This is a genomic window from Paenibacillus agri (assembly GCF_013359945.1).
Lineage (GTDB): Bacteria > Bacillota > Bacilli > Paenibacillales > Paenibacillaceae > Paenibacillus_AQ > Paenibacillus_AQ agri.
The window spans coordinates 283350-305633 of sequence record NZ_JABWCS010000219.1 but is presented as its reverse complement, the minus strand read 5'-3'; the positions used below and the strand labels follow the sequence as shown (position 1 = coordinate 305633).

Genomic DNA, 22284 nt, shown 5'->3' with positions numbered 1-22284 from the left:
GATGCCCAGCAAAGCAGAGCATTTGAAAGACGTCGCGGAACGGGCGCGGGCAATCATGGAAAAAGAAAATGTAGAAGCGCTCGTGGCGACAAGCTGTGAAAATTTCTACTACTTGTCCGGACACCCCAGCACGTTCATGTATACGCTACGTATGAGCGAAGTCGCGCTGGCTGTCATGTTCCGTGATCCGAACCGGCCTACGGTCATCATCATGAACGAATTCGAAGCGGCCGGTGTTCCGGCTGACTTACCACAATGTGAGCTGCGTACGTACCCGACCTGGGTCGACGTCGACGATCCGCTCGGACTGCGCGGTGCCAAGTATGAAGGGCGACGGCCGGTGAACCACCAAGTGCAGGAGATGTTCGGACTGCTCGGGCAAGTGCTGGCGGAATATGGTGTAGACAGTGGCAGTATTGCTGTAGAGCTGAGCGCCATGCGCTATCCTGCTGTAACTGCGCTACGCGAAGCCATTCCCGGTCTACAACTGGCCGAAGCAGGCCCGATTCTTACCGAGCTGCGGTCGCTCAAGACACCTTGGGAAATCGCGCAATTGCGCAAGAGCTGCGAATACGCAGAGATCAGCATCACTCAGACGATTAAGGGGATTCGAGCTGGTCATTCGGCAAAAGAAATTGCTGATGCGTTCCGGCTCGCTTTGCTGACCCATGCGGACGGCTTCGAATCCCGTTTTCATATGATTTCGGTCGGAGATCACTTTGCGCCTGCACATGTTTTCGATAATCGTCCGAGCAAGCCAGGTGATCTCATCAAGTTCGATGTCGGCGTCGACGTGGCTGGATATGGCTCAGATATCGCGCGCACCTTTGTGCTTGGCTCCCCATCGGATACAGTTAGGCGCATCTATGGCGCACTGCGGGCCGGACACGATCGGCTGCTAGAGATTATCGAACCCGGCCTGCCGATGAAAAATGCTTTTGGCGAAGTGATGCCACTGATCCGCCGTTCCGGAATCCCGAATTATAATCGTGGTCATCTGGGACACAGCGCAGGACTAAGCCTTGCCGCCGAGGAAGCTCCCTTCCTCAGTCCATCGGAAGAAACCGTCTTCCGCCCGGGTATGGTCATTTGTCTGGAGACCCCGTACTACGGCTACGGCATCGGTTCGATCATGATCGAGGATATGGTGCTGGTGACAGACAACGGCTGTGAGCGGCTCAACAAGCTGTCGCGCGATTTGATATCGTTGTAACTGAACTTTGCTATAATGAACAAAAGGACAAAAGGCGCTCTTACAAGCTCTTTTGTCCTTTTCTTTTGCCTGTCCAGCCTCTGCTGTAATTATTCTAACATTTAGCCTCAACAAGACATGGTATATTGTAAACGGATTCCAATTTAAATATTAAGGAGGTACTACCTAATGCAGGCTTACTGGGAAAAAAGATTTGAGAGTGAAGAAAAAATTTGGGGCGATAAACCAAGTAACAGCGTCTACAAAGCTATTTCATTATTCAATCAAAATCATCTTAATAGAATTTTAGTTCCCGGAGCCGGGTATGGCAGAAATACAAAAGAGTTATCCAAACATTTTCATGTGGACGGGATTGAAATCTCCTCGCACGCGATTAGACTTGCTCAAGAATTTGATAGCACAACAACGTTCATTCATGACTCTGTGTTAGACCTCAAATTAGATGAGCAATATGAAGGGATATACTGCTATAATCTCCTTCACTTATTTATGCAAGAGGAGCGACACCTCATAGTAGATAACTGTAAAAAAGCGCTGAAAGACAACGGCATTGCCTTCTTCACCGTTTTTTCAGATAAAGACCATAACAATAAGCAGGGACTTGAAGTGGAGCCAGGTACATACGAATATAAACAAGACAAGATCGCTCACTTTTTTACCGAGCAAGATTTAAGAGACCATTTTGTTCATTTCAAAATCGTTGACTGCGGAGAGCTAAAAGAACAACTAAGCTACCACAATCAAAGTCATACCTTCATTGAATTGAGATATATTGTGGTCAGGGCAAATAACTCTATCTATATAGAGTGAAATTATGATCCAAACACAAGACTAGATGCCTCTCCGGTGAAGTCTGAGGCTTTAGGCCGCAGTTGGCCATACCCCCAGCCTTCTTCACGATGAAAAGTATCCTTGTATCACCAACTAAGAGCATTTTCGTACCTTAATTCCCCTCAATCCACCCAAAATAGGAATATAAGAGCATTTATGTATCTTAATTTTTGAAAAATGCACTGAAGAAGATAATATGGAAGAATTAACATACAAAATTGCACTTAATTAGGAAATATTCTTAGCTGCAACCGATTTAAGGTACAAAAATGCCGCTATTTACTATTTGGAAGGGATTAGAAGAATCTCCTTCCCAACTCAGGCAGGGATTGCTTTTAACGCAACCTATCAAGTTAACTCTTCAACTCAAATAAATGTGAGGTCTCGTTAAAGATGTGCAGCTCATGTTGTTGATAGCCATTTGTCTGCAAAAGTGAAATACTGCCCACCGAAGCCTTAAAGTGTGCTTTCTCCAACATATCGATGTTAAAGCCCATCCACCAAGCAATGATATAGCCTAATGTTCCGCCATGCGTCGCTATAATTAGATTTTTCTGTTCCGTATGAATGATTCGTTCCATACAATCGGAAACGCGCACATAAAATTCTCTCCAGGTCTCCCCGTCCTGAAACTCCTGATAATCGATGTGGAAGCCGCGTTCCCCCATAGGGTTTCTATTCGCTTTTGCCCACTCTTTTGTTTTGCCAATTGCAGCTCCAGTATTGATTTCCCGCAGGCCTGCCTCTTCAATCACATTTAGTTCTAGATGCTTTCCAATAATATCTGCCGTTTGCTTGGCCCGCATTAAATCTGAAGCGTACAAAACATACTCTTCTCTAGCTAGTTCACTCTTTAATTTTAGTCCAATCCGCTCAGCCTGCTTCTCCCCTAATTCAGTCAGAGGCGTATCGGTCCAACCGCCCGACATATTGTTGATGTGATGCTCTGACTGGCAATGTTGAATAATATAGATTTTTCTCATCTCAAATCCCCTCTCTATGGGTCAGTACAACATTTTTAACATAAATTGATAAAATCCTCAATCGAACCGTAAATAGAGAATGCCTACACTTTAACCCTTCTTGTTGTACCAATATTAATTATGTTTATTTTTTGCCTACTTCAGACTCAACTATTCTTTTACAATTATACTGGTTATTAGAATAGGGGGAAGCTATACAGGTGCAAGTGGTTTTAGACAGAATACAGTCATTATTTGTTGAAGAGTTGGGTGACAATTTAGTTGGGGTCTATTTGCATGGTTCTTTGGCGATGGGTTGTTTTAATCCTTCAAGGAGCGATATTGATGTATTGATTGTGATAAAAGAAACATTATCCCTCTTCTCCGCAAAACAGATCTCACAAAGACTACTATTCCTCCATGACGATAGCGGAAATAGTATTGAATGCAGCATCATTCTGGAGGAGCATTTAACTGAATTTGTGTATCCAACACCCTGCGAGTATCATTTCTCGGATTTTCATAGAGAGCAGTATCGGAATAACGAACATTATTTGTGTGGAGGGTATGAGGATAAGGACTTAGCCTCTCAAATAGCCGTAGCCTACCACAGAGGTAGAACTTTATATGGCAAGCCACTTTCAGAGCGTTATCCGCCAATTAACAGACAACACTATCTTGCCTCCATCCTGTACGACATTGAATGTGCATCCGAAGAGATTTTGGATAAACCGATGTATGTAACGTTAAATTTATGTAGAGTGCTTTATTTTATTAAGGAAGGCAAGATCTCTTCAAAGAAAGAAGGGGGAGCCTGGGGAACTGAGAACTTGCCAAGCAAGTACCAGCCCCTGGTTCAAAATTATTTAGAGGAGTATGCAGGAGTGAGAGCAAATAAGAGTATAGCTCCATCCCAACTTTCGGAGTTTGCCGAATATATGCTGTTGGAAATACATCAGGAGCTCACCGGTGATCGAACATGATATTTTTTGTGCAAGGAATGCAAGGCTCCTCTTCTTCCCGCACCCTATAATCAAACTTGAAAGGAGGATCTGAATGGAATGGATTGGATGGACCGCATGAACAGCGCAATGGAATACATCGAAACACACCTGTCTAAAGAAATTGATTACGATCAGAATGGTTTCCGAATTCCAATTACGAAAACACGAACGCTCCCGAGTTTGAAATGACGTACGATCGTGGAAACAACATGTATGAAATGGAAATTTGGATTCCTGTCGTTAAAAGACCTGTTTCTTAGAAAAAAAGAGCAACACGAGTGTCTCGCACTTCGTGTCGCTCTTTTTTATTTGCAAAAAAACAATACAGTTCCATAGTGCTTCATAAAACTTTTATAATCGGCATTTCCGTTCAACACAATAATGGTCGGGTAAGCATTTACTTTGCGCTGCTTTAATATGGCCAATAGCTATGTCTGTGCAATGCAATAAAATTTACCTGCTTCGTACCGAATTAGCAAAGGAGGATGAGTCACTGCATCATCGATGATATGATCGTCTCCCCCACTCTCCACCCCGTCCCGCTGAATGAGCCGCAGTGGAAACTTGACAACACCATAATACCGGGGTTTTTCCTCCTCGAAGTCATGCAAGATAGAAGCAGCGTTTCGGGTAAGCAGCAGATAACAGTGAATCCATTCTTCCAGCATCCCGGCATTCGAATACTGTACTGAAGATTCTAAAGTGGGAACGTACGTGATGTGTAGGTCATTTTTCTTAGAATAGATGATTTTTTTAATGGAATCCAAGGATAAAAAGTATTCATCCGCAAGCTCCGACACTGTCACTCCATGACCATACTTATTGCGAATCATGAGATTGCGCTTCTGCAAGGTCTCCCGGTAACCTGACGTTTCGCCCCAGGCTCTTTTTTCCTCCCCGGAGGGAATATACAGCAGCTTGCCTGCCGCATATTTCTGCAGTTCTTTGAGTAGCTCCGCCGGCAGTACATCGCCAGCATTTTCATATTTCATCTCATCACCATCTATATAGAGATAGCATCCATTCGGTCTTTCAATTCACTGATCGACTTCACAATCGAGCTGCAGGATTCCGTGTCATCAATAGATGCATGCCAGCGCAGGACATCGATTCCTTTATAATACGCCATACACAGGAATCTTTCCTTGTAATCCGGGATAACGATTCCCCTTTTCTTACTATACTCGGCCAACAATTCTGGAATTCTTAAGTATGGCTTATTCAAATCCATAATGGCAAAATCCAATAGGAAATCGCAAATGCCGGACCGGCTCCAGTCAGGGAATCCCACCGTAGTCTTTCCATCTGTGATCGTATTCTCAAAAAACGTATTATTATTCACCAGATAACGTTGTCCTTCACAATAAGGAATCCGCTTCTCCATTTCCTTGAAGTAAGTCTCAAAGAATTCGCGTTTCAAGACCGTTGTTTCGAACATCTCTCTCCAGTTCAGCCAATACCCCTCACGATCATCCGCAAAGTTATCAATCAGGTACTCCCTGCAGGTTCCATAGGCCACTTTGCATTCCTCGTCGAATTCCCCATACCCCTCTATACCCGAAATATCGGATGAGCTGATGTCAAATATCTTGTCAAAAAACAATTCGTAGTGATCCGCAAACTGCTGCGGGCTTAACTGATCTGCTATAAAGCCGGTCGGTGTCATACTTACCTTTTCCGAAAGTATCGACTTAAGTGTATTGTCCTTGCTCATCTTATAACTTCCCCTCTCGTACTCTAATTATTGGGTTATCATCTGCGCATCTAATATTGAAATCTTAACATTGGAAACAACTAGGAGATAGGCAATGAACATCTTAAATGAACTTTACATACTTTTAGAATTGGATTCTTTTCACACAGCATAGTACGCTTGTCTTATGGGGTGAAGCTCTTCGCCAAGTGATCGCGCATGTGAAAAAGAAACGGAGTGAGACTGATGAACGTTGTAATTGCGGCGGGTCGCCGTCATACCGTTGGGCTTAAAGCGGACGGAACGGTAGTTGCCGTGGGTGATAACAAATGTGGTCAATGTGATGTAAGCGGCTGGCGCGATATTGTCGCGGTTGCGGCAGGTAATGTTCATATGGCGACGAACACGGGTAATGCTCATACAATCGGTCTTAGATCAGATGGCTCGGTGGTTGCTGTGGGTTGGAATAAGCATGATCAATGCAATGTTAGTGATTGGCGCGATATTGTGGCCGTTGCGGCGGGTTGGCGTCGTAGCGTCGGGCTTAAATCGGATGGCTCGGTGGTTGCTGTGGGTCGAAATAATGAAGGCCAATGCAATGTTAGTGACTGGCGTGATATTGTGGCGGTTGCGGCGGGTGACTGGCATACTGCCGGACTTAAATCGGATGGCACAGTGACGATTGTAGGTAATAACCAGTAGGGCCAATGCAACGTTAGTGACTGGCGTGATATTGTGGCGGTCGCTGCGGGTTACCTTCATACGGTGGGGCTTAAAGCGGACGGCTCGGTGGCGGCTGTGGGTCGCAACAAGCATGGCCAATGCGATGTTAGCCGTTGGCATGATATTGTGGCGATAGCGGCGGGTAGTTATCATACCCTCGGGCTTAAATCAGATGGAACAGTCATGGCTGTGGGCGATAATAAATATGGCCAATGTGATGTGAGCAACTGGTGCGATACTGTGGCGGTGGCGGCTGGTTGCGCTCATACACTCGGCCTTAAATCGGACGGCATGGTAGTTGCTGTGGGGGATAATGAATATGGCCAATGCGATGTAAGTGGTTGGCATCTATGAGTAATGTAAAAAACAACGGGCGTTAATAAGTTGCCTGTTGTTTTTTTGTGCTGCAAATATGAAAAATATGGAATTTTGTTCCGATAATACAAATAGAGTGAATTTGTCTGAACAAATAAACGGGAGAGGTGTTTAAGGAATGCAAATTGTTAGCTCTACCCTGCCGGAGTTAAAACCATACATAAACTTAAAACAGCAAGCGGATAAACCGTCTTTGGTGACAGGTACAATCCCCGAACTTTCACACAAGGACGACACAGTGGAGATCAGTCCAGCGGCCAGACAATTGGCTGCATCCGATATTGTGAACCATTCAGCCATCTATTTTGGAACCACTCAAATCAATGATTCATTGAACCGTCTGCTCAAAGATCAGCCCTCGGAGGTAAAAGAAGCCGTCTACGGCATCATTCAATCCAACCTCATCACAAACGTAACTGACAAAGACGACAGAGCAGCGTTATTAGATTTAGGGCTTACTCAAGCCAAGTTCATTGCAGACAACTACATGAAAGATAATGAAGCGGCGGAATTTATGAAGACCTTCCGGCAAATTGGAGCCATCTCCACAACCAGAACCGTAGTTCCTGACACCAAACAGATCCACTATGCTACCCCTCCCCAGCGGCCTGTTGGAGCTCCGGAAGACTATATCGGCTTAACCGCGATGATGCAGACCTTTGAGCCACAAACATTGAACAAGCTGCAAGATGCGATCAATAACGGCAAAGACTGGGGAAGCGTCCTAATCGACTTCGCTAAGAAAGTATCGACTCGTAACGATTGGGTAAAGCAATACAGAGAGGACACTGCGAACCAAGTATGGGATTTCACTGGCGTGAACAGATTCGAGAAGGCTTCTACCGCCAGCCGGACTGCATTTGTCAAAGATATTAACGATCTGATCGACCAAGCTGGACTGCGAAATGCTGATACGTTAAAAGAGAATATAGACGCTTTCGTACGAACATTAGGGAGCTCGAAGTCCATCTAAAGTTCGATCTGAGTATCTCCTGTAACTGTTGTGAATCATGTATTGGTGGTGAAGACACAAAACTAACCACATCTACGATCATCAATAACAAAGTGGCTGCCAAGAAATTGGCAGCCACTCTGTTCCCTTAACTTCTTTAGCTTTCGAATTCACTCTTCGTTAAGCCAAATACATATTCATCGAAGTGTTGTCCTTTGGAATAAATCATATTCCTTAGTCTGCCCTCTTGTACAAATCCAAGACGCTCCTGGAGGGCAATCGAACCTTCGTTAAAAGCATAGACATGTGCGGTCACTTTCTGATAACGTAACTCCTCGAAATAATAGCGTAACAGGATCGTAACTGCTTCAGAAGCATAGCCCTTACGCCAGTGTTCTCGAAAAACGGCTACACCATACTTAAAAGTCCCATGCCGCGTATCACAGCCATGCGTATTAATACTGCCTACAAGATTGCCGTCGAGCGTTTCAATCGCTAGCATGATGCTATCACCCTCTGGCCCTTTTGACGCTTGATGCTCCGCCCAATTCTTCGTACCTTCTTCAGACCTTGGAAAGTAGATCACATCGCAAAGTCTGGCACTATCAGAATCGAGATCATTATTGTGGAACTTTTCCCAGTCGGTAGGTACAATCGCTCGTAATCTAACTTTATCGCCAGTCCAAATGTTATTAATCATATAAACCCTCCTGAAGTAAATTGAAAATCTTCCAGCCCTCGCAAAAAAAGAGGTGGAGGTCTTGCGCGAGGATTTATATTTCTGGTTGTGAACTACATTGTTCTCATTCCCTTCATATATGAAAATTATACCATTTTATATTAGGAAGGTAATGCCGCGAGCAGCGTCTTGTACAATTTAATAGCAGTCAGGTGCTGGCCTTCATGGTACAGATTGAGGCTGAGGAATTCCGCAACTGATCCTAGTCTCATCCCGCCAGATGTGGTATACGGTGGCACGATCGATTCTTGCAAGCGATCTTCCAAAATGCGCTGAATGCGCTGCGGCTGCTCCCGCAGAAGTAACTTCAGTTCTTCAAGACTCGGAAATGCCAATGATACAGGTTCATTGAGCGGGGACGTGCCGTTCTCAAACAATTCCAGAAAGCCATCCGGCAAATGCATTGGCAGCCCGATATTTTTGAAAGCAAAACGTTCATTCAATGTGTATACATGTCCCAAATGCCACAGAATGTGATTACGGAAGCCCTGCGGAATGCGTAAGGCTGTAGCCTCATCTATTCCGTCCAGGCTCTTTAACAGTTGTGTCCGTACATAAGCCGATTGATAAAATAAGTAATGTTCCATTGATCTTACCCCTTAGCATTATTGATCCCTATCTATTCCATGAACGTGCTGGAAAATCCTTTTATACGATTGGCAAGACATTCAAGGACGCCGATGACTATAGAGATAATTCTCACGCAAGTGGCACAGTGAAAGCATTATTTTATAAAAAAAGAGAGCGCCCGTGCCGGACCCTCTCCTCTGCATTTTCAAGTGGAAAATGAGGTTGTTGCACCATTCCCTGGTAGCGGAGTGCCGGCAGGTTCAAGCCGTTCGGCTTCGGCCTTCCGCAGCACTTTCTGACCGCGCCAGCGCAGCAGGACGCACAGACCTCTAACCAGCTCATCGGCAATCATGCAGCAGTAAATGCCAATTAACCCCCATCCTGCCCAAATCCCGAATACGTAGGAACAACCAACGCCAATCAACGACATAGAAGCAATAGACGTATACATCATATACCGGGTATCGCCAATGGCACTTAGGGCGTTGCCCATGCCCATGTTGAGCATTTTGGACGGCTGCAGAATCAGATTGATTGCCAGCAGCGACACACCAAGTGCAAGGATTCCCGGGTCTTGAGTAAAGAGCCCTAATATTTGTCGTCCGAACAGGAAGAGAAGCAGCATGTTGCCCATCACAACTGCAAGCCCAATGAGCAGGGTGCGATAGGCCAGTTTGTAGGCTTCCCTCGTCTTTCCTCCTCCGTACAAGTGGGCGATTTGAATCTGTGCCGCTAAGGCGACAGCGTAACCCAAGGTGAAACAGTAGGATTCTAGCGTATTCAGATAGGTGCGTGCAGCCAGAGCTTCTGAGCCAAGCACCGCCAGGAAAGAGTATACGATTAGCTGCGAGAACACCCAGCAGGATGAATTGACGCCAAGCGGCCAGCCAATCTTCAGGATTTCCCTGAACAATCGCTTGTCAAAAACAAGAAAATCCTTCAGCCCGATTCTGATCTCAAATGCGCGTCTGAACATCACGAACAGCATGATCAACCCGATTGCCCGGCTTATAATCGTGGAAATCGCCACTCCCGCAAGTCCCAGCTTCGGCATGCCCATTACACCAAAAATAAAGAGATAATTCAAAATAATATGAACGACATTCACCAATATACCCGTATACATCGGCCCCCGGGTGTTCCCGGTATTACGAATCGCTGTTCCAAGTGAAGCGATCAGGCCGACCATGAACAAGCCGCCGCCCACGTGCGAAATATATATATTGGAAAGCGGAAGAAGATCGCCCGAAATATTCAGCAGTCCTCCGATCGGAGCAGCAAAGAACAATAGAAAGATGCTAACGGCAATACCGAGAACAAAGCTCGCTGACACCCCCATAATCGCCAGGGTACGTGCCTCTTTGATCTTCTTCGAGCCCATCCGTTGGGCGATCAGAATACCCGCGCCTCCGGCAAAAGTCGTAAATAACGTGGTTAAAGCACCGAATAATTGGTTCGAGATCCCGACAACCGCAACGGCATCATCCGAAATCCGGCTGACCATCAGCGTATCCACCGTCCCCAGCAACGTCTGGAGAAAAATCTCCAGGAATATAGGCCAGGCCAGCATCCACAGTCCAAATCCCCCAGTATTCTTTTTCACAAAACAAACCCTCCTTGCAAGTATACCAACCCTGATGTTCTGTCTACATTGACATGATTTATCTCTGTGGCTAGTATATGATTATAGAGGAAAACGATCAGATGTAAGTACACATAATCAACCAAAACTTTCAATATTCCAACCTGAACGAAAGGAGTTGTCCGGGTGACTATTCTGCATTTCACCGTCCCGCCGATGCTGCATTATATTGTAAGCGGGCTGCATTATTTCGAAGCGGGCCACCGCCATATCGGGCGCCATCACATCGGTGTATTCGATCTGTTAGTCGTGAAAAGCGGCTGTCTATACATGGGAGAAGAGAACATGCGCTTTGAGGTGCAGGCGGGGGAGATGTTGATCCTTCGTCCGGGCAACCATCATTTCGGCACAATGGATTGTACGGAACGAACTACGTATTATTGGCTGCACTTTCATACAGGAGGCTGCTGGAGTGTGTCGGATGAGTACGAGCCTCTGAAGGGTGGTAGCCCTATGGGCAGTGAGCTTCAAAACTCGCAGCTATTCGAGGTCCGCCCGTTCACACTCAGCTTGCCGCAGTACGCTGCATTGCGGCAGCCGCAGACCGTTCAGAGCCTGCTGGACCAGCTCATTCAGCTCGGACCCAGCGCCCATCTGAGCGCTACACCGCTACGTCAGCAGCTTTTGTTCCAGGAGGTCATTCAGCATCTGACGGCTTCCCTGAATAGTGAACGAAGCACGCCCTCCCGGGCATGCGCCGAACAGACCGCCTCCTACCTGCGCACCCATTATCGTGAAGACATAACCGCCAAGCGGCTGGGTGAGCATCTGAATTTCCATCCTGTCTATATCGCACGGTGCATGGGCAAGGAATACGGCTGCTCGCCGATGGAATATCTGCTGCATTACCGGATTCAGCAAAGCAAGCTCCTCCTGATGCAGACCGATTATCCGGTGGCCCGCATTGCTGAAGAGGTGGGCTTCAATCATGTTCCCTATTTCAGTTCCAGCTTTGCGAAAATCGAAGGAATGTCGCCGCGGAAGTACCGTCAGCAGTTCTCGTAATGGTACTTTCTCTTAGGGTCTGCCCCTTTACTAACGAAGTCTTTGTAAGCGGCAATTTTGTCTTTTAGGATTTTCTCTGTGGCTGTTAAGTTTTCGATTTGACTCTGAATAGAGTTTCTATGATCTTCAAGATTGATGAGTCCCCATGATTATAAAAAAACATTTGACTTAGAGTAAACTTCAACCTATATAATCAAGCTACTGTTGGTTCATAATACAATATCATACAAAAATAGGGAGAGGATCACATGAAATATACTGTAGTTACCGGCGCCAGTTCAGGTATAGGCTATGAAACTGCTCTAGCTTTTGCAGCTCGTGGAAAAAACCTAATTCTTGCGGCCCGAAGACAGGAGCAGTTGGAGGAATTAAAGTCTGAAATCGCTCGTACTCATCCTGATGTAGATGTTGTCATTGTAACGATTGACTTATCCGTTGCCGAGAATGCTTATAAGCTGTACGAAAGCCTTCAAGGGTTCCAAATTGAGACCTGGATCAATAATGCGGGATTTGGCAACTTTGCTTCAGTGGCAAATCAAGATTTAAATAAAATAACTGCAATGCTCCATCTGAACATTGAAGCGTTAACTATACTATCCTCTCTTTTCGTTCGTGACTACTCCAATGTTGAAGGAACACAGTTAATCAATGTTTCATCTGGTGGCGGCTATACGATTGTGGGAAATGCCATTACTTATTGCGCGACCAAGTTTTATGTGAGTGCTTTTACTGAAGGGCTATCTCATGAGTTAAAAAGTCAAGGTGCACCTATGCAGGCTAAAGTGTTGGCACCTGCCGCAACAGAAACAGAATTTGCAAAGCGTTCATTCGATGTCACGGAGTTCGAATATCACGGCACTGTGCCGAAGTTCCATACCGCAAAGGAAATGGCTCATTTCATGCTTGACCTGTATGACAGCAATAGCGTTGTGGGGATTGTGAATGGTTTGACTTACGAGTTTGAGTTGAGAGATACAATTTATAATTATATAGAGCGCACGCGATAGGCTTGTCTTGCAATCGTAGTGGAAAGTTATGGAACATGATGGGTCATCATGTTCCTTATTTCAGCTTCAGCTTTGCTAAAACCAACCGAAGGAAAATCGCCGCGGCAGGCCCTCTCGTTATTTATAAGCTATGAAATTCAAACTAAGTATTTATTATAAATCAACGGATAGGCGCATACTCTCCTGTAAAATTATAATGATAACCGTTGTCTATACGGATGTATCCCAGAATACAATGACCTCTATCCCTGTATAGAACACTGGAATAGTTTTTATTGTCTTTGTTACCTTCTGCAACCAAGATTTTGTTGTCATGACATGCCAAAATAATTCCAATATGATCGTGAGAATTATCGGACAAAAGCTTTTCGTACACGACAATATCACCACGCTCTGGTATAAATCCATCTTGTTTATCTTGATAGAAAAATCCCGTTTCAGGCAGCTGGGCCCAATCCAGCCATGCACCAACCCCTGCTAATCGAAACGTACGATTCGGATATCGGATTGGCAGTACTATTCCTACCTGCATACAGCAGTAATAAACATTTGTGGATACAATGATTTTCCCCACCTCATTTTGAGTGATTCTATTGACCGCTTCTTGAAGCTGTATTTTGTCATACCCATCTCTTTTTTGAATTCAATACTCATGTTTTAACTCCCCCATTTCATCACTTGTCCTCACTCATGGAATTCACAATATTTATGAATTTGTAGCAATCAATTCTTTAACACTACAGTTTCAGTTCATGCGCAAAAATATCATGCCCAGCAGATTTGGATGATCCTAAGAGCACGAGAGCAGAATAACTCTGTAAAAGGAGGTATAACATGCTACAGAAAAGATGGGTAACTGTTCTTCTCGCTTTCTTCCTTACTACATTTATTCCGGCAGAAGTGCTTGCATCAGGATCAATAAATAGACCTCAAGAAAGTGCTCAGTTGCCTTGTGACGTAGTGAAGGACGCGTTCGTCTCTACTTTATTCAAACCAATCGGGACAGTCCTTGCCCAATACAACGATGAAAGACAGTTCATGGTTGATAAAGTGGTTGAAGTGAAAAGATTAGAAGAGGTGTTGCTGTTATGGGCAACGGTGTGAATGATGAGCTAATGTTTCGAGAAGCAGATCTCTCCATTGCAGTCATTGGAAAAGAAGGCTGCGCAATGGTAACGTTAATGTCTAGCGATATAACCGTGACAGATATAATCGACGGATTAAACTTGTTAATCAATCATCATCGCCTAATTCCAACACTTAGAAATTAAACGGTGAACCCATATAAACAGGCTAAGATAATGATCATCACTGATCTATCTTAGCCTATTTATGTTTTAATTCATTCGGAAAGGTGACATCAGCTTACTTGTCATTAACCAAATGAAAACTTAGTCAATAATGCTTCCCAAATTATATGTTAGATTATATAACATATAATCCATAAATATATCAATAAAATAAGATTTCATCGTCAAAAAGCTAAATGACACAAGAGAAATTCCGTTAATTCATTTGAAAAGTTTTTTTAGCAATAAAACACTATGAAAACCCTCTACAAAGCAATTATTAGTGTCATTTTATATAACTCGATATGATATTATACTTGACTTAACATTTTACACGATGCTAGAATTCCACTAGATTACATAAGGGAGATGATACATATTGATTAAATCCAAGAACAAACAGAGAGAGACAAGAAATCAAGCGCACAGAGACCACATCAAAGCCTCCCCAACAGCAAGCCACCGTTTGAGTAAGAAATCTATTTTTGCAGCTTCACTTTCACTATCCATCGCTATCACCGGCCTGCTACCTATTAATAGCGCGCATGCACTAACGAGACTTACAGCGGATAGCGGCACAAGATGGGATTTCCACGATTCCTTCGCACCAAACCTTGATACAGGTAGTGTTCGCAGTGCGACTTCTACACCGATGCAAGGCTTCGGTAATATTTTCGTACAAGTATCAACCCAGCCAGAACCTCGCATGAATGGCCAAATGATGCGTGACTTTGGACTGGTATACGATGGCACAGATACATTTGTTAGCACTCGCTCGGTTAATCTCGGCGATGTACACGTTACACGAGATGTCTACTTTGATAGCACAAATAACAGAACTCGTTTCTTCGATACGTTCACCAATACAACCTCTTCGCCGGTGACAGTTGATGTATCATTTGGTGGATCACTAGGCTATGGAACAGGTCCATACCACGCCTCCATTCAACAGACGTCCAGTGGTGACACCATCATCAACAATGAAGACTCATGGGTGCTAGTAGATAACGCCAGACCTGCAGACCGACCGATTGGTATTGTTCTTGGTACCCCAGGTCCCTTCGAAGGTGCTCTTAAGGGGACTGGTAACCAACAAAAAAATCCATTCACAACGCCAATGGCCGCTTCGGGCAATGATTCCAACTTTTACGGCTTCATTCATAGCCTATCCCTCGAGCCTAATCAAACCAAGTCACTTGCTAGATATGTAGTAGTAGGCGATACGGACGCTAATAAGTTGACCACAGCTGCCGATTCGATGAATCAACTAGTGCTTGAACCCGATTTCACCCACCTAACAGCAGAACAGGTGTGCACAATAAGCAACTGGGATCTAACTAAACTACCAGGCTATGACCCTAGTGCTTGCTCCACAGTTACCACCTTACCTATCCCACCAGCTCCAGCAGTACCACCAATGGTTACAACCTCCAAATATGATGTAGTGAACAAAACCATTGCAGAAATGCAAGCTGATATGGAGAATGGTGTTACTACCTCAGCAGCTATCACACAAGCCTATCTAGATCGTATTAATGCCTATGACTTGGGTCAGCTTGGCTTCCACTCTTTCCTGCATGTTGGAGAAACAGCCCTCGAGCAGGCTAAGGCAGCAGATGCAGCTCGGGCGAATGGTCAGACAGGACCATTGCTAGGTATTCCAATTGCAGTCAAGGATATCTATGACACGAAGGACATGCCAACGACAGGCGGGTCCAAAGCGCTTGAAGGCTGGCAGCCTGGATCAGACGCTTATCAAATACAGAAGCTAAGAGAAGCAGGCGCTATCATCATTGGTAAGACAAATACATCGGAATTTGCCAATAGCGGCAGCATGAGCGAAAGCGGTTGGATGCAGACATGGAATGCAATTAATCCGTCCAAAACATCGTTTGGTTCAAGTGGCGGTTCAGCAGTATCTATAGCAGCAGACTTCGCCGCAGCAGCTATGGGTACACAAACAGGCGTTTCTCTGTACGCCCCTTCCGTAGGCGCAAGCTTAACTACATTCCGCGGTACAGACGGCATGTCCAGCACGCGCGGCGTTATGCCACTGACATGGGGTCAGGATTATGCAGGCCCAATTGCTCGCACCATGACTGACCTGGCTATATTGCTTAATGCTACAACAGGAACTGATCCAGAAGATATCCTAACCAAGGATGCGGATCGATTAAAACCGGAGGATTGGACTAAGGCGCTGAATGCTAATTCCCTACAAGGCAAGCGTATCGGCTATATCCCTTCGTCATTTGTTTCTTCGTACGCAGATGATGGTACAGGCGAGGCGGTTAAAGCGCATTTTGCTGATCTGATTGCAGCAGGCGCCACAATGGTCGAAATGAGTTCTCCACCTAGCGGCGGATCAAATCCCGGGGGCAACGTGGGTAGCGAAGGCTGGGCACGTTACATCGAGCTGCACAAGGATTTCCCTTATGAGACCGGTGATCATCTACTCGCTTCACCACTTGTACTGCTGTACAACCAAAGAAACCTGCAAGTTCGCCCACGTATGACTGAAGCTCAAGTACAAGCCTATATCAATTACAGAACCAACTATAAGAGTATCATTGCAAACTGGATGGATCAAAGCGGTGTTGACAGCGTGGTGTATCCTGGGTTCATCAGTGACGTATACAACAATGACGGCGCAGCTAGTCAGCTGAGCTCAGATAGAGCCACTGGTGTTTTGACATCCAACGTTGGTCTACCAACCGTTGTGGTACCTGTAGGCACTAGTCCAAATGGGTACTCATTGTCTATGCAACTGGTGGGCAAGGCTTGGGATGATGCCAACATTCTCGGCATGGGCTACGCGCTAGAGCAGCAGACGAAAGCTCGCGTGCTTACAAGCTTTGCACCTAAGCTAACTTACCTGCCGAACGACACAACTGATCCTCAGGGCGGCACGGGCGAACCAGGAACGAAACCTACTGAACCGACAGAACCTACTGAACCTGGGCCTACTGAGCCTACTAGCCCTACTGGCCCCACTGGCCCTGGACCTACTGAACCTAGCGGACCTACCGGACCTACTGGACCTACTGGACCCACTCCCACTCCTGGCCCTACCGGAACAACCGGACCTGTTGGACCAACTGAGCCTCCAAAAGGCTCCACTGGAAAAGATGACGCACAGACAGAAAAACCACCAGTAACCATTTCATTCACTGATACAAATGGACATTGGGCAAAAGAAAGCATTGACTTCCTGATTCAAAAAGGACTGATCAACGGCTATCCAGATGGCAGCTTCAGACCTAATCTGGGCATCACCCGTGCAGAAGCCGTGAAGGTTCTGACAACCGAGCTCGGATTGACGCCACAGACGAACAGCTTTACAGATGTTACCGCCAGCCACTGGGCTGCTGGATTCATCGGAGCCGCACAACATGCTGGCCTTATGACTGGATACACGAACGGTACGTTTAAAGCAGATGCTCCGATAAGCCGTGAAGAAATGGCCGCTTTGCTGGTAAGAGCATTCAAACTGAGTGACGGCACTACCGTTTCGTTCCCAGACATTCCAGCAAACTCCTGGTCATACAACTATATTGCAGCACTAACAGCTAACCAGATCATCACGGGTTATACAGACGGCACGTTCAGACCTGCCAATAACATCACTAGAGCAGAATTCTCCACAATGGTGACCAAGGTATTGAAGCTAATCAAGTAGTAATTACATCTATCAGCTCTAATCATTCAGCTATCATTTAAGGAATCATACAAGAAGAAGCTATCCCAAAAATAGCTTCTACGACTGGTGTTCCCCATACAGTAACAGGTATTAATAATTCACCTGTCTACTGTATGGGGAGCATTTTTATGATCCAAAAGAAATCCTGAATTTGTTGATTTTCCTGTAGACGGAAGACCTTCCAAGAGGATTGATTTAGTTTGTTTCATAGAGTAACCTCCAGACGCGTCAAATCAATTGGATTTGCCACCCCATCTACGTGAACTATCATATATTCTCTTGCTTTAACGCATCAATAATATTTTCCTTCCTCACTTTTGCGCTGGAATATAACATGGCGGAACCGACAATGACAAATACGGCGACAATGACAGACACAATGCTTATCCATGGTAGGGTGAACCCGTAGCTGAATTTATTCGCAAATGCCCTATAGATTACATACATCACGACGAAGCTGGCGGGCAGCCCGAAGAGCAGCGACTTGATCCCGTAAAAAACACTTTCATAGTTCATCATTTTCGCAAAGCTTTTTGGCGTCATGCCAACGGATTTAAGCATCGCAAATTCTCGTTTTCTCAGGAATATCCCCGTGGAGATCGTATTAAAAATATTCGCAATGGAAATCGCTGAGATTAATACGATAAAACCATAAGAAAAAACGGACATCAAAAGAATTTGTTGCTCTTCGCTTTTTCTGGATTGATATAAATTACTGACATTCAGATTGGTTTCATGCATCTCTTCGATTTCCCGCTGCGTTTTCATCGGTTCCGTACTTTTCAAATAGAGGGATGTATGAACGTTAATAAGGTCCTCGTCGACTGCCAATGTATTCAAGATCCGTTCCGAAACGATAATATCTAACCCGCCTATACCTATCGCGTTCATCCCCATAGGTGCTTGATCCGTCAATGCGGCAATGACTACTTTCTTTATCTCCGTTTCTCTCACATTTGCTTCATAGATATTCGTTAATTCGATGACTTGACCGACCTTCGCATATATGGCCTTCGTCTGCACATATTTTCCTGTGTCCATATCATTGTAATGGATCGTATCCCTCACGATCGCGGCAGGATGCTCCGGGTCTGTGAGCCGTTCGTAATCTACGCCGACCGCTTTGGCATAGGCTTGCAGACTGAAATGATTCAAGGCGTGGATCTTAATATCGTAAGGATATTTTCCGTCTTGCAGCAAACTCTTATCTTTCTTAACCTTCTCTTGCAGTTCATCGGCGATGATCGCTTCATCAATCCAAGCGTTCTTATACAAATCATGCATCACGTTGTATTCCGTTACTCCATCCAGGGATGCAATGTCTTGTACCAAGGAATCGTCTATTCTTTTTCCATTGCTATACGATACGCCAATATCGAAATTGACGCCTTCTTGCGATATATTCAGGGATTGTTTCACCCCGGCAGTAAAAAAGGATACTGTCAAAAACAAAACAATGCTGATCACGAGCGAAAATACGATGGCATGATATCTTCGTTTGTTCCGTTTTAGGTTTTTCAATCCGATTTCCGCTTCGATGCCGAAGAGCTTGCGAATGAATTTCGATGTTTTCACGGCTTTGACTGTGAGCTTTAAGTCGCTTGTTTGACGAATGGCGTCCATGGCGGATACTTTGGATGCTTTGATTGCCGGGAAATACGTCGAAATGAAAATCGTCAGTATCGAGACAACACAGATGATCAAAAGCGTTAACGGCGTGACGATGAGCGTCAGCTTTTCAGTGGTCCATAACGCGCCTTGAATCATGGCATTCATGAACCAAAAGATAATTCCCATCCCGGCAAGACCGCATAAAATTCCAATGGGAATGCTGATCGCACCAATGACGACCCCTTCAAAAAGCACAGAGTTTCTCTTCTGCCTTTTCGTAGCCCCTACGCTTGCGAGCATCCCTAAATGGCGGGAACGTTCCGAAACGGATATTGCGAAAGCATTATAGATGAGTGAAACCGAGCCGATCATAATAACGGCTATCAGAATCACCGATAAGGAGTATATGGTGCTGTATGAGGCTTTATTTTTGGACAAGCCATAATAATGAAGTAAATCGTTATTAAATTGGACCCTCTTGATGTGGTTTCTTTCAGCCAAGTTCTCCGCATGCGTGAACAAGTTCGGATTAATTTTCTGAAGGACTACGGCCGCATTGACTCCATCGTTTGCCCCGATAAGCTTGTCATCGAGATAGCTAATAACTGTATATCCTGGAGCCCAAGCCGTTTCCCACACGGGACGTTTGATGAACCCCACCACCGTATAATCCTTTGTTTTCATATGCTGTAGCGTTTCGGCCAAAGTATCGTTGACCCTACGAAGCGGATCTCTATCATTCAGGGGATGATCGCCCCCTTGCTGAAATCGTTCGCCAACGCGAAGGGTCAAGTGATCGCCAATTTCGTATTTCACTTTAGCATTCGTTGCAACAGCTTCGGAAATAACGACTTCCTTGTCACTTTTCGGCAGACGCCCTTTGCTTAATCCAATTGGAAGTTGCGTGAAAGCTTGTGCATCATATTCCTTGATGATCAAATACGGCTTATTGGGATCCTGCCCGCTTTCTAATAAGGCATATCCAAGATCTTTTGTGACCGCAACCGTTTTGGTTGCATCATCGGCGCGTATCGCCGCGAGTTGTTCTTTGGTTACATCTTGATATTGGACATGCCACTCCCCTCTTTCCGCAATGGTTTGCCTAATCATTAAATTGGAAAAGGAAAAAACAAATGTTGAAACCGCTGTCACCATGGCCACCGAAATGATTACGCCGATGATGGTTACGAGCGTTCTTCGCTTGTTTTGCTTCAAATGCCGGAGGGTGAGCGTATTGACAATATTCATCGCCGGATCACCTCGTCTTTGGCAATTCTTCCGTCTTCAATCGAGATGATCCGATCGGCTTGTAAGGCGATTTGTTCGTCATGCGTAATAACGATCAGCGTTTGATGATAGGTTTTATTCAGCATTTTCAAAAGCTCGACGATCTCGCTGCTATTCTTGCTATCCAAATTCCCCGTTGGCTCGTCTGCCAGCATGATCGCAGGATTGCCAATAATTGCTCTGCCAATCGAGACCCGTTGCTGCTGTCCACCAGATAATTGATTCGGCAGATGGTTTAGCCGATGCTGCAAATTCAGCGTACTGACAAGACTATCCAGATGCTTTTTATCTACTTTCTGCTTATCCAGCAGGAGCGGCAGCGTAATATTCTCCTCCACCGTCAGGACAGGAATCAGGTTGAAGAACTGGTAGATCAAGCCGATTTGCCTGCGCCGAAAGATGGCCAGCTGTGTTTCGTTCAAAGCATACAGGTCCGTATCCTCGACAAAAACTTTACCGCTACTCGGCCGATCCACGCCGCCCAGCATATGGAGAAGCGTCGATTTCCCCGAGCCGGACGGGCCGATAATCGCAACGAATTCGCCTTTTTGAACAGAGAAAGAAACATCGTCAAGCGCCTTTACCACAGATTCACCTGTGCCGTACACTTTAGATAGATTCTCCATTCTTAAAATCTCCAAAGGTATCCCTCCTTTCCTTGATACTCATTCCCAGAAATACTTCATCTTGCTATATCCAACATCCCATAGCGTTCCTTCTCCCTCAATGGTGATCCTAAGCTCATTTGCCTTCGGGAGATACATTTCAGACTCACCTATCTCACCTTGATCTCCTGCAGATATGTGAAGATACTCATCCCCATCGACGGAAACACTGACGCTTCCATAACTACCCTTTTGGTCAGGTATGCCATAATTTATGAAGAGATACATCTCCTCCTCAATGCCTAACGTGTACGTATACGTTTCCTTCATTTTTCCTGCGGTGCTATACACATTATAATGGGGTTTCACAGTATGACCGCCAATGATGAGACTGGATTGTTTCGTTCCCGTTGATAGATTGCCAGCGCTGTCTTTCAATTCATCTATAGCTATAAAAGGACCCATTTCTTTGGTGAACACTTTATCAACCACTACAAAGCACCCCCAGATCCCGCTCATAAGGACAACTATGGAAATACCTGTAGCCGCTATATTTCTCCAGACGTTTGTTGTACGAAATCCAAGCTTATACGCCCCGAATCCAACGGCTGCGCCTATTGCGTTCTGAATGACATCGTTCGTATCGAAGCTGCCAAGCATCGTTATTCCCTGAATGGTCTCCAGTACGAATATGGACAAGATGAACAATGTAATAAATCGAACAAAGCTAGTCCGGTATAACAACGGAATGAAGATTCCAAAAGGGGCGAAGGCTATGAAGTTTCCAATACCCACAAAATCCATCAACGTTGGGTGCAGAAAATCAGGTAGACTTGGCATCTTGAAAAAACTGTCTGGTAAAAAAATAAAGGTGTGCTCAGTAGCGTACCCTGCCTTACCTGCTCTACCGAAAGCGAAAAACAAAAAATAAAGAATTACAATAGAGTAGGATATGGTCAGGAACAAAAGAATCTTACGTTGTTGTTTCAATTGCATTGTGGTACCTCCATCGCTTATCTGATGGATATCATTCTATCTGTCTAACATGACTTTCCGGTGACGATAAAGGTGACAAT

General features: G+C 45.1%; 18 protein-coding genes and 2 pseudogenes. 10 read left to right on the top strand and 10 right to left on the bottom strand.

What is annotated here, in order from left to right; genetic code table 11:
- The first annotated feature begins 1 nt into the window (after position 1).
- Both HPT30_RS25150 and HPT30_RS25145 read left to right on the top strand, forming a co-directional pair.
- Positions 2–1213, top strand: a complete 1212-nt coding sequence (locus HPT30_RS25150) for a M24 family metallopeptidase (protein WP_175374023.1) — start codon at positions 2–4, stop codon at positions 1211–1213.
- A gap of 168 nt (positions 1214–1381) precedes the next feature.
- A complete protein-coding gene (locus HPT30_RS25145; protein ID WP_175374022.1) occupies positions 1382–2023 on the top strand; it encodes a class I SAM-dependent methyltransferase in 642 nt (213 codons plus the stop codon).
- A gap of 374 nt (positions 2024–2397) precedes the next feature.
- Here the strand turns inward: HPT30_RS25145 and HPT30_RS25140 are convergent, their stop codons facing one another.
- Complete coding sequence (locus HPT30_RS25140) at positions 2398–3027, bottom strand: histidine phosphatase family protein (protein ID WP_175374021.1); 630 nt, start codon at positions 3025–3027, stop codon at positions 2398–2400.
- 200 nt (positions 3028–3227) lie between these two features.
- Here HPT30_RS25140 and HPT30_RS25135 point away from each other — a divergent pair, with 200 nt between their 5' ends.
- Together HPT30_RS25135 and HPT30_RS30150 are read left to right on the top strand one after the other, a co-directional pair.
- Positions 3228–3989, top strand: a complete 762-nt coding sequence (locus tag HPT30_RS25135; RefSeq protein WP_312876373.1) for an aminoglycoside adenylyltransferase domain-containing protein — start codon at positions 3228–3230, stop codon at positions 3987–3989.
- 164 nt (positions 3990–4153) lie between these two features.
- Positions 4154–4270 (top strand): annotated as a pseudogene (locus HPT30_RS30150) (AraC family transcriptional regulator); the annotation flags it as partial.
- Between the two features lie 168 nt (positions 4271–4438).
- Here the strand turns inward: HPT30_RS30150 and HPT30_RS30740 are convergent.
- Both HPT30_RS30740 and HPT30_RS25120 read right to left on the bottom strand, forming a co-directional pair.
- Positions 4439–5002 carry a CD3324 family protein gene (locus tag HPT30_RS30740; RefSeq protein ID WP_312876372.1) on the bottom strand — a complete coding sequence of 188 codons (564 nt, stop codon included), beginning with the start codon at positions 5000–5002 and terminating at the stop codon, positions 4439–4441.
- Positions 5003–5013: 11 nt separating this feature from the next.
- Positions 5014–5724, bottom strand: coding sequence for a hypothetical protein (locus HPT30_RS25120; RefSeq protein WP_175374020.1), 711 nt, complete (start codon positions 5722–5724; stop codon positions 5014–5016).
- A 225-nt stretch (positions 5725–5949) separates the two neighbouring features.
- Here HPT30_RS25120 and HPT30_RS25115 point away from each other — a divergent pair.
- Together HPT30_RS25115 and HPT30_RS25110 are read left to right on the top strand one after the other, a co-directional pair.
- A pseudogene (locus HPT30_RS25115) lies at positions 5950–6780 on the top strand (RCC1 domain-containing protein).
- A gap of 139 nt (positions 6781–6919) precedes the next feature.
- Positions 6920–7774, top strand: coding sequence for a hypothetical protein (locus tag HPT30_RS25110; protein WP_175374019.1), 855 nt, complete (start codon positions 6920–6922; stop codon positions 7772–7774).
- 136 nt (positions 7775–7910) lie between these two features.
- On the opposite strand, the gene HPT30_RS25105 is transcribed toward HPT30_RS25110, so the two are convergent.
- From HPT30_RS25105 to HPT30_RS25095, 3 genes are all read right to left on the bottom strand, one after another.
- Positions 7911–8453: a GNAT family N-acetyltransferase gene (locus tag HPT30_RS25105; RefSeq protein WP_175374018.1), complete on the bottom strand. Its 543-nt coding sequence runs from the start codon at positions 8451–8453 to the stop codon at positions 7911–7913.
- A 140-nt stretch (positions 8454–8593) separates the two neighbouring features.
- Positions 8594–9079: a DinB family protein gene (locus tag HPT30_RS25100; RefSeq protein ID WP_175374017.1), complete on the bottom strand. Its 486-nt coding sequence runs from the start codon at positions 9077–9079 to the stop codon at positions 8594–8596.
- A gap of 188 nt (positions 9080–9267) precedes the next feature.
- Positions 9268–10665 (bottom strand): MATE family efflux transporter, encoded by a 1398-nt coding sequence (locus tag HPT30_RS25095; RefSeq protein ID WP_312876371.1) that lies wholly within the window; start codon positions 10663–10665, stop codon positions 9268–9270.
- A 165-nt stretch (positions 10666–10830) separates the two neighbouring features.
- Between HPT30_RS25095 and HPT30_RS25090 the strand changes: the two genes are divergently transcribed.
- Together HPT30_RS25090 and HPT30_RS25085 are read left to right on the top strand one after the other, a co-directional pair.
- Entirely contained in the window at positions 10831–11709 is an 879-nt protein-coding gene (locus HPT30_RS25090; protein ID WP_175374016.1) for a helix-turn-helix transcriptional regulator, read from the top strand.
- 248 nt (positions 11710–11957) lie between these two features.
- Positions 11958–12716, top strand: a complete 759-nt coding sequence (locus tag HPT30_RS25085; protein WP_175374015.1) for an SDR family NAD(P)-dependent oxidoreductase — start codon at positions 11958–11960, stop codon at positions 12714–12716.
- Positions 12717–12876: 160 nt separating this feature from the next.
- Here HPT30_RS25085 and HPT30_RS25080 read toward each other — a convergent pair whose 3' ends face one another.
- Positions 12877–13290: a CHAP domain-containing protein gene (locus HPT30_RS25080; RefSeq protein ID WP_312876370.1), complete on the bottom strand. Its 414-nt coding sequence runs from the start codon at positions 13288–13290 to the stop codon at positions 12877–12879.
- 260 nt (positions 13291–13550) lie between these two features.
- On the opposite strand from HPT30_RS25080, the gene HPT30_RS25070 reads away from it, so the two are divergent.
- Both HPT30_RS25070 and HPT30_RS25065 read left to right on the top strand, forming a co-directional pair.
- On the top strand, positions 13551–13820 hold the full coding sequence (locus HPT30_RS25070) for a hypothetical protein (RefSeq protein WP_175374014.1): 270 nt from the start codon (positions 13551–13553) through the stop codon (positions 13818–13820).
- A gap of 564 nt (positions 13821–14384) precedes the next feature.
- Positions 14385–17684 carry an amidase family protein gene (locus HPT30_RS25065; RefSeq protein ID WP_246317421.1) on the top strand — a complete coding sequence of 1100 codons (3300 nt, stop codon included), beginning with the start codon at positions 14385–14387 and terminating at the stop codon, positions 17682–17684.
- Between the two features lie 288 nt (positions 17685–17972).
- Here HPT30_RS25065 and HPT30_RS25060 read toward each other — a convergent pair whose 3' ends face one another.
- Genes HPT30_RS25060 through HPT30_RS25050 form a run of 3 tightly spaced genes read right to left on the bottom strand, consistent with a single transcriptional unit; the run spans position 17973 to position 22204 of the window.
- Complete coding sequence (locus tag HPT30_RS25060; RefSeq protein WP_175374013.1) at positions 17973–20564, bottom strand: ABC transporter permease; 2592 nt, start codon at positions 20562–20564, stop codon at positions 17973–17975.
- Positions 20561–21244, bottom strand: a complete 684-nt coding sequence (locus HPT30_RS25055) for an ABC transporter ATP-binding protein (RefSeq protein ID WP_175374012.1) — start codon at positions 21242–21244, stop codon at positions 20561–20563. Before HPT30_RS25055 ends, HPT30_RS25060 begins: the two co-directional genes overlap by 4 nt.
- Before the next feature lie 24 nt (positions 21245–21268).
- Positions 21269–22204, bottom strand: coding sequence for a VanZ family protein (locus HPT30_RS25050; protein ID WP_175374011.1), 936 nt, complete (start codon positions 22202–22204; stop codon positions 21269–21271).
- Between the last annotated feature and the right edge of the window lie 80 nt (positions 22205–22284).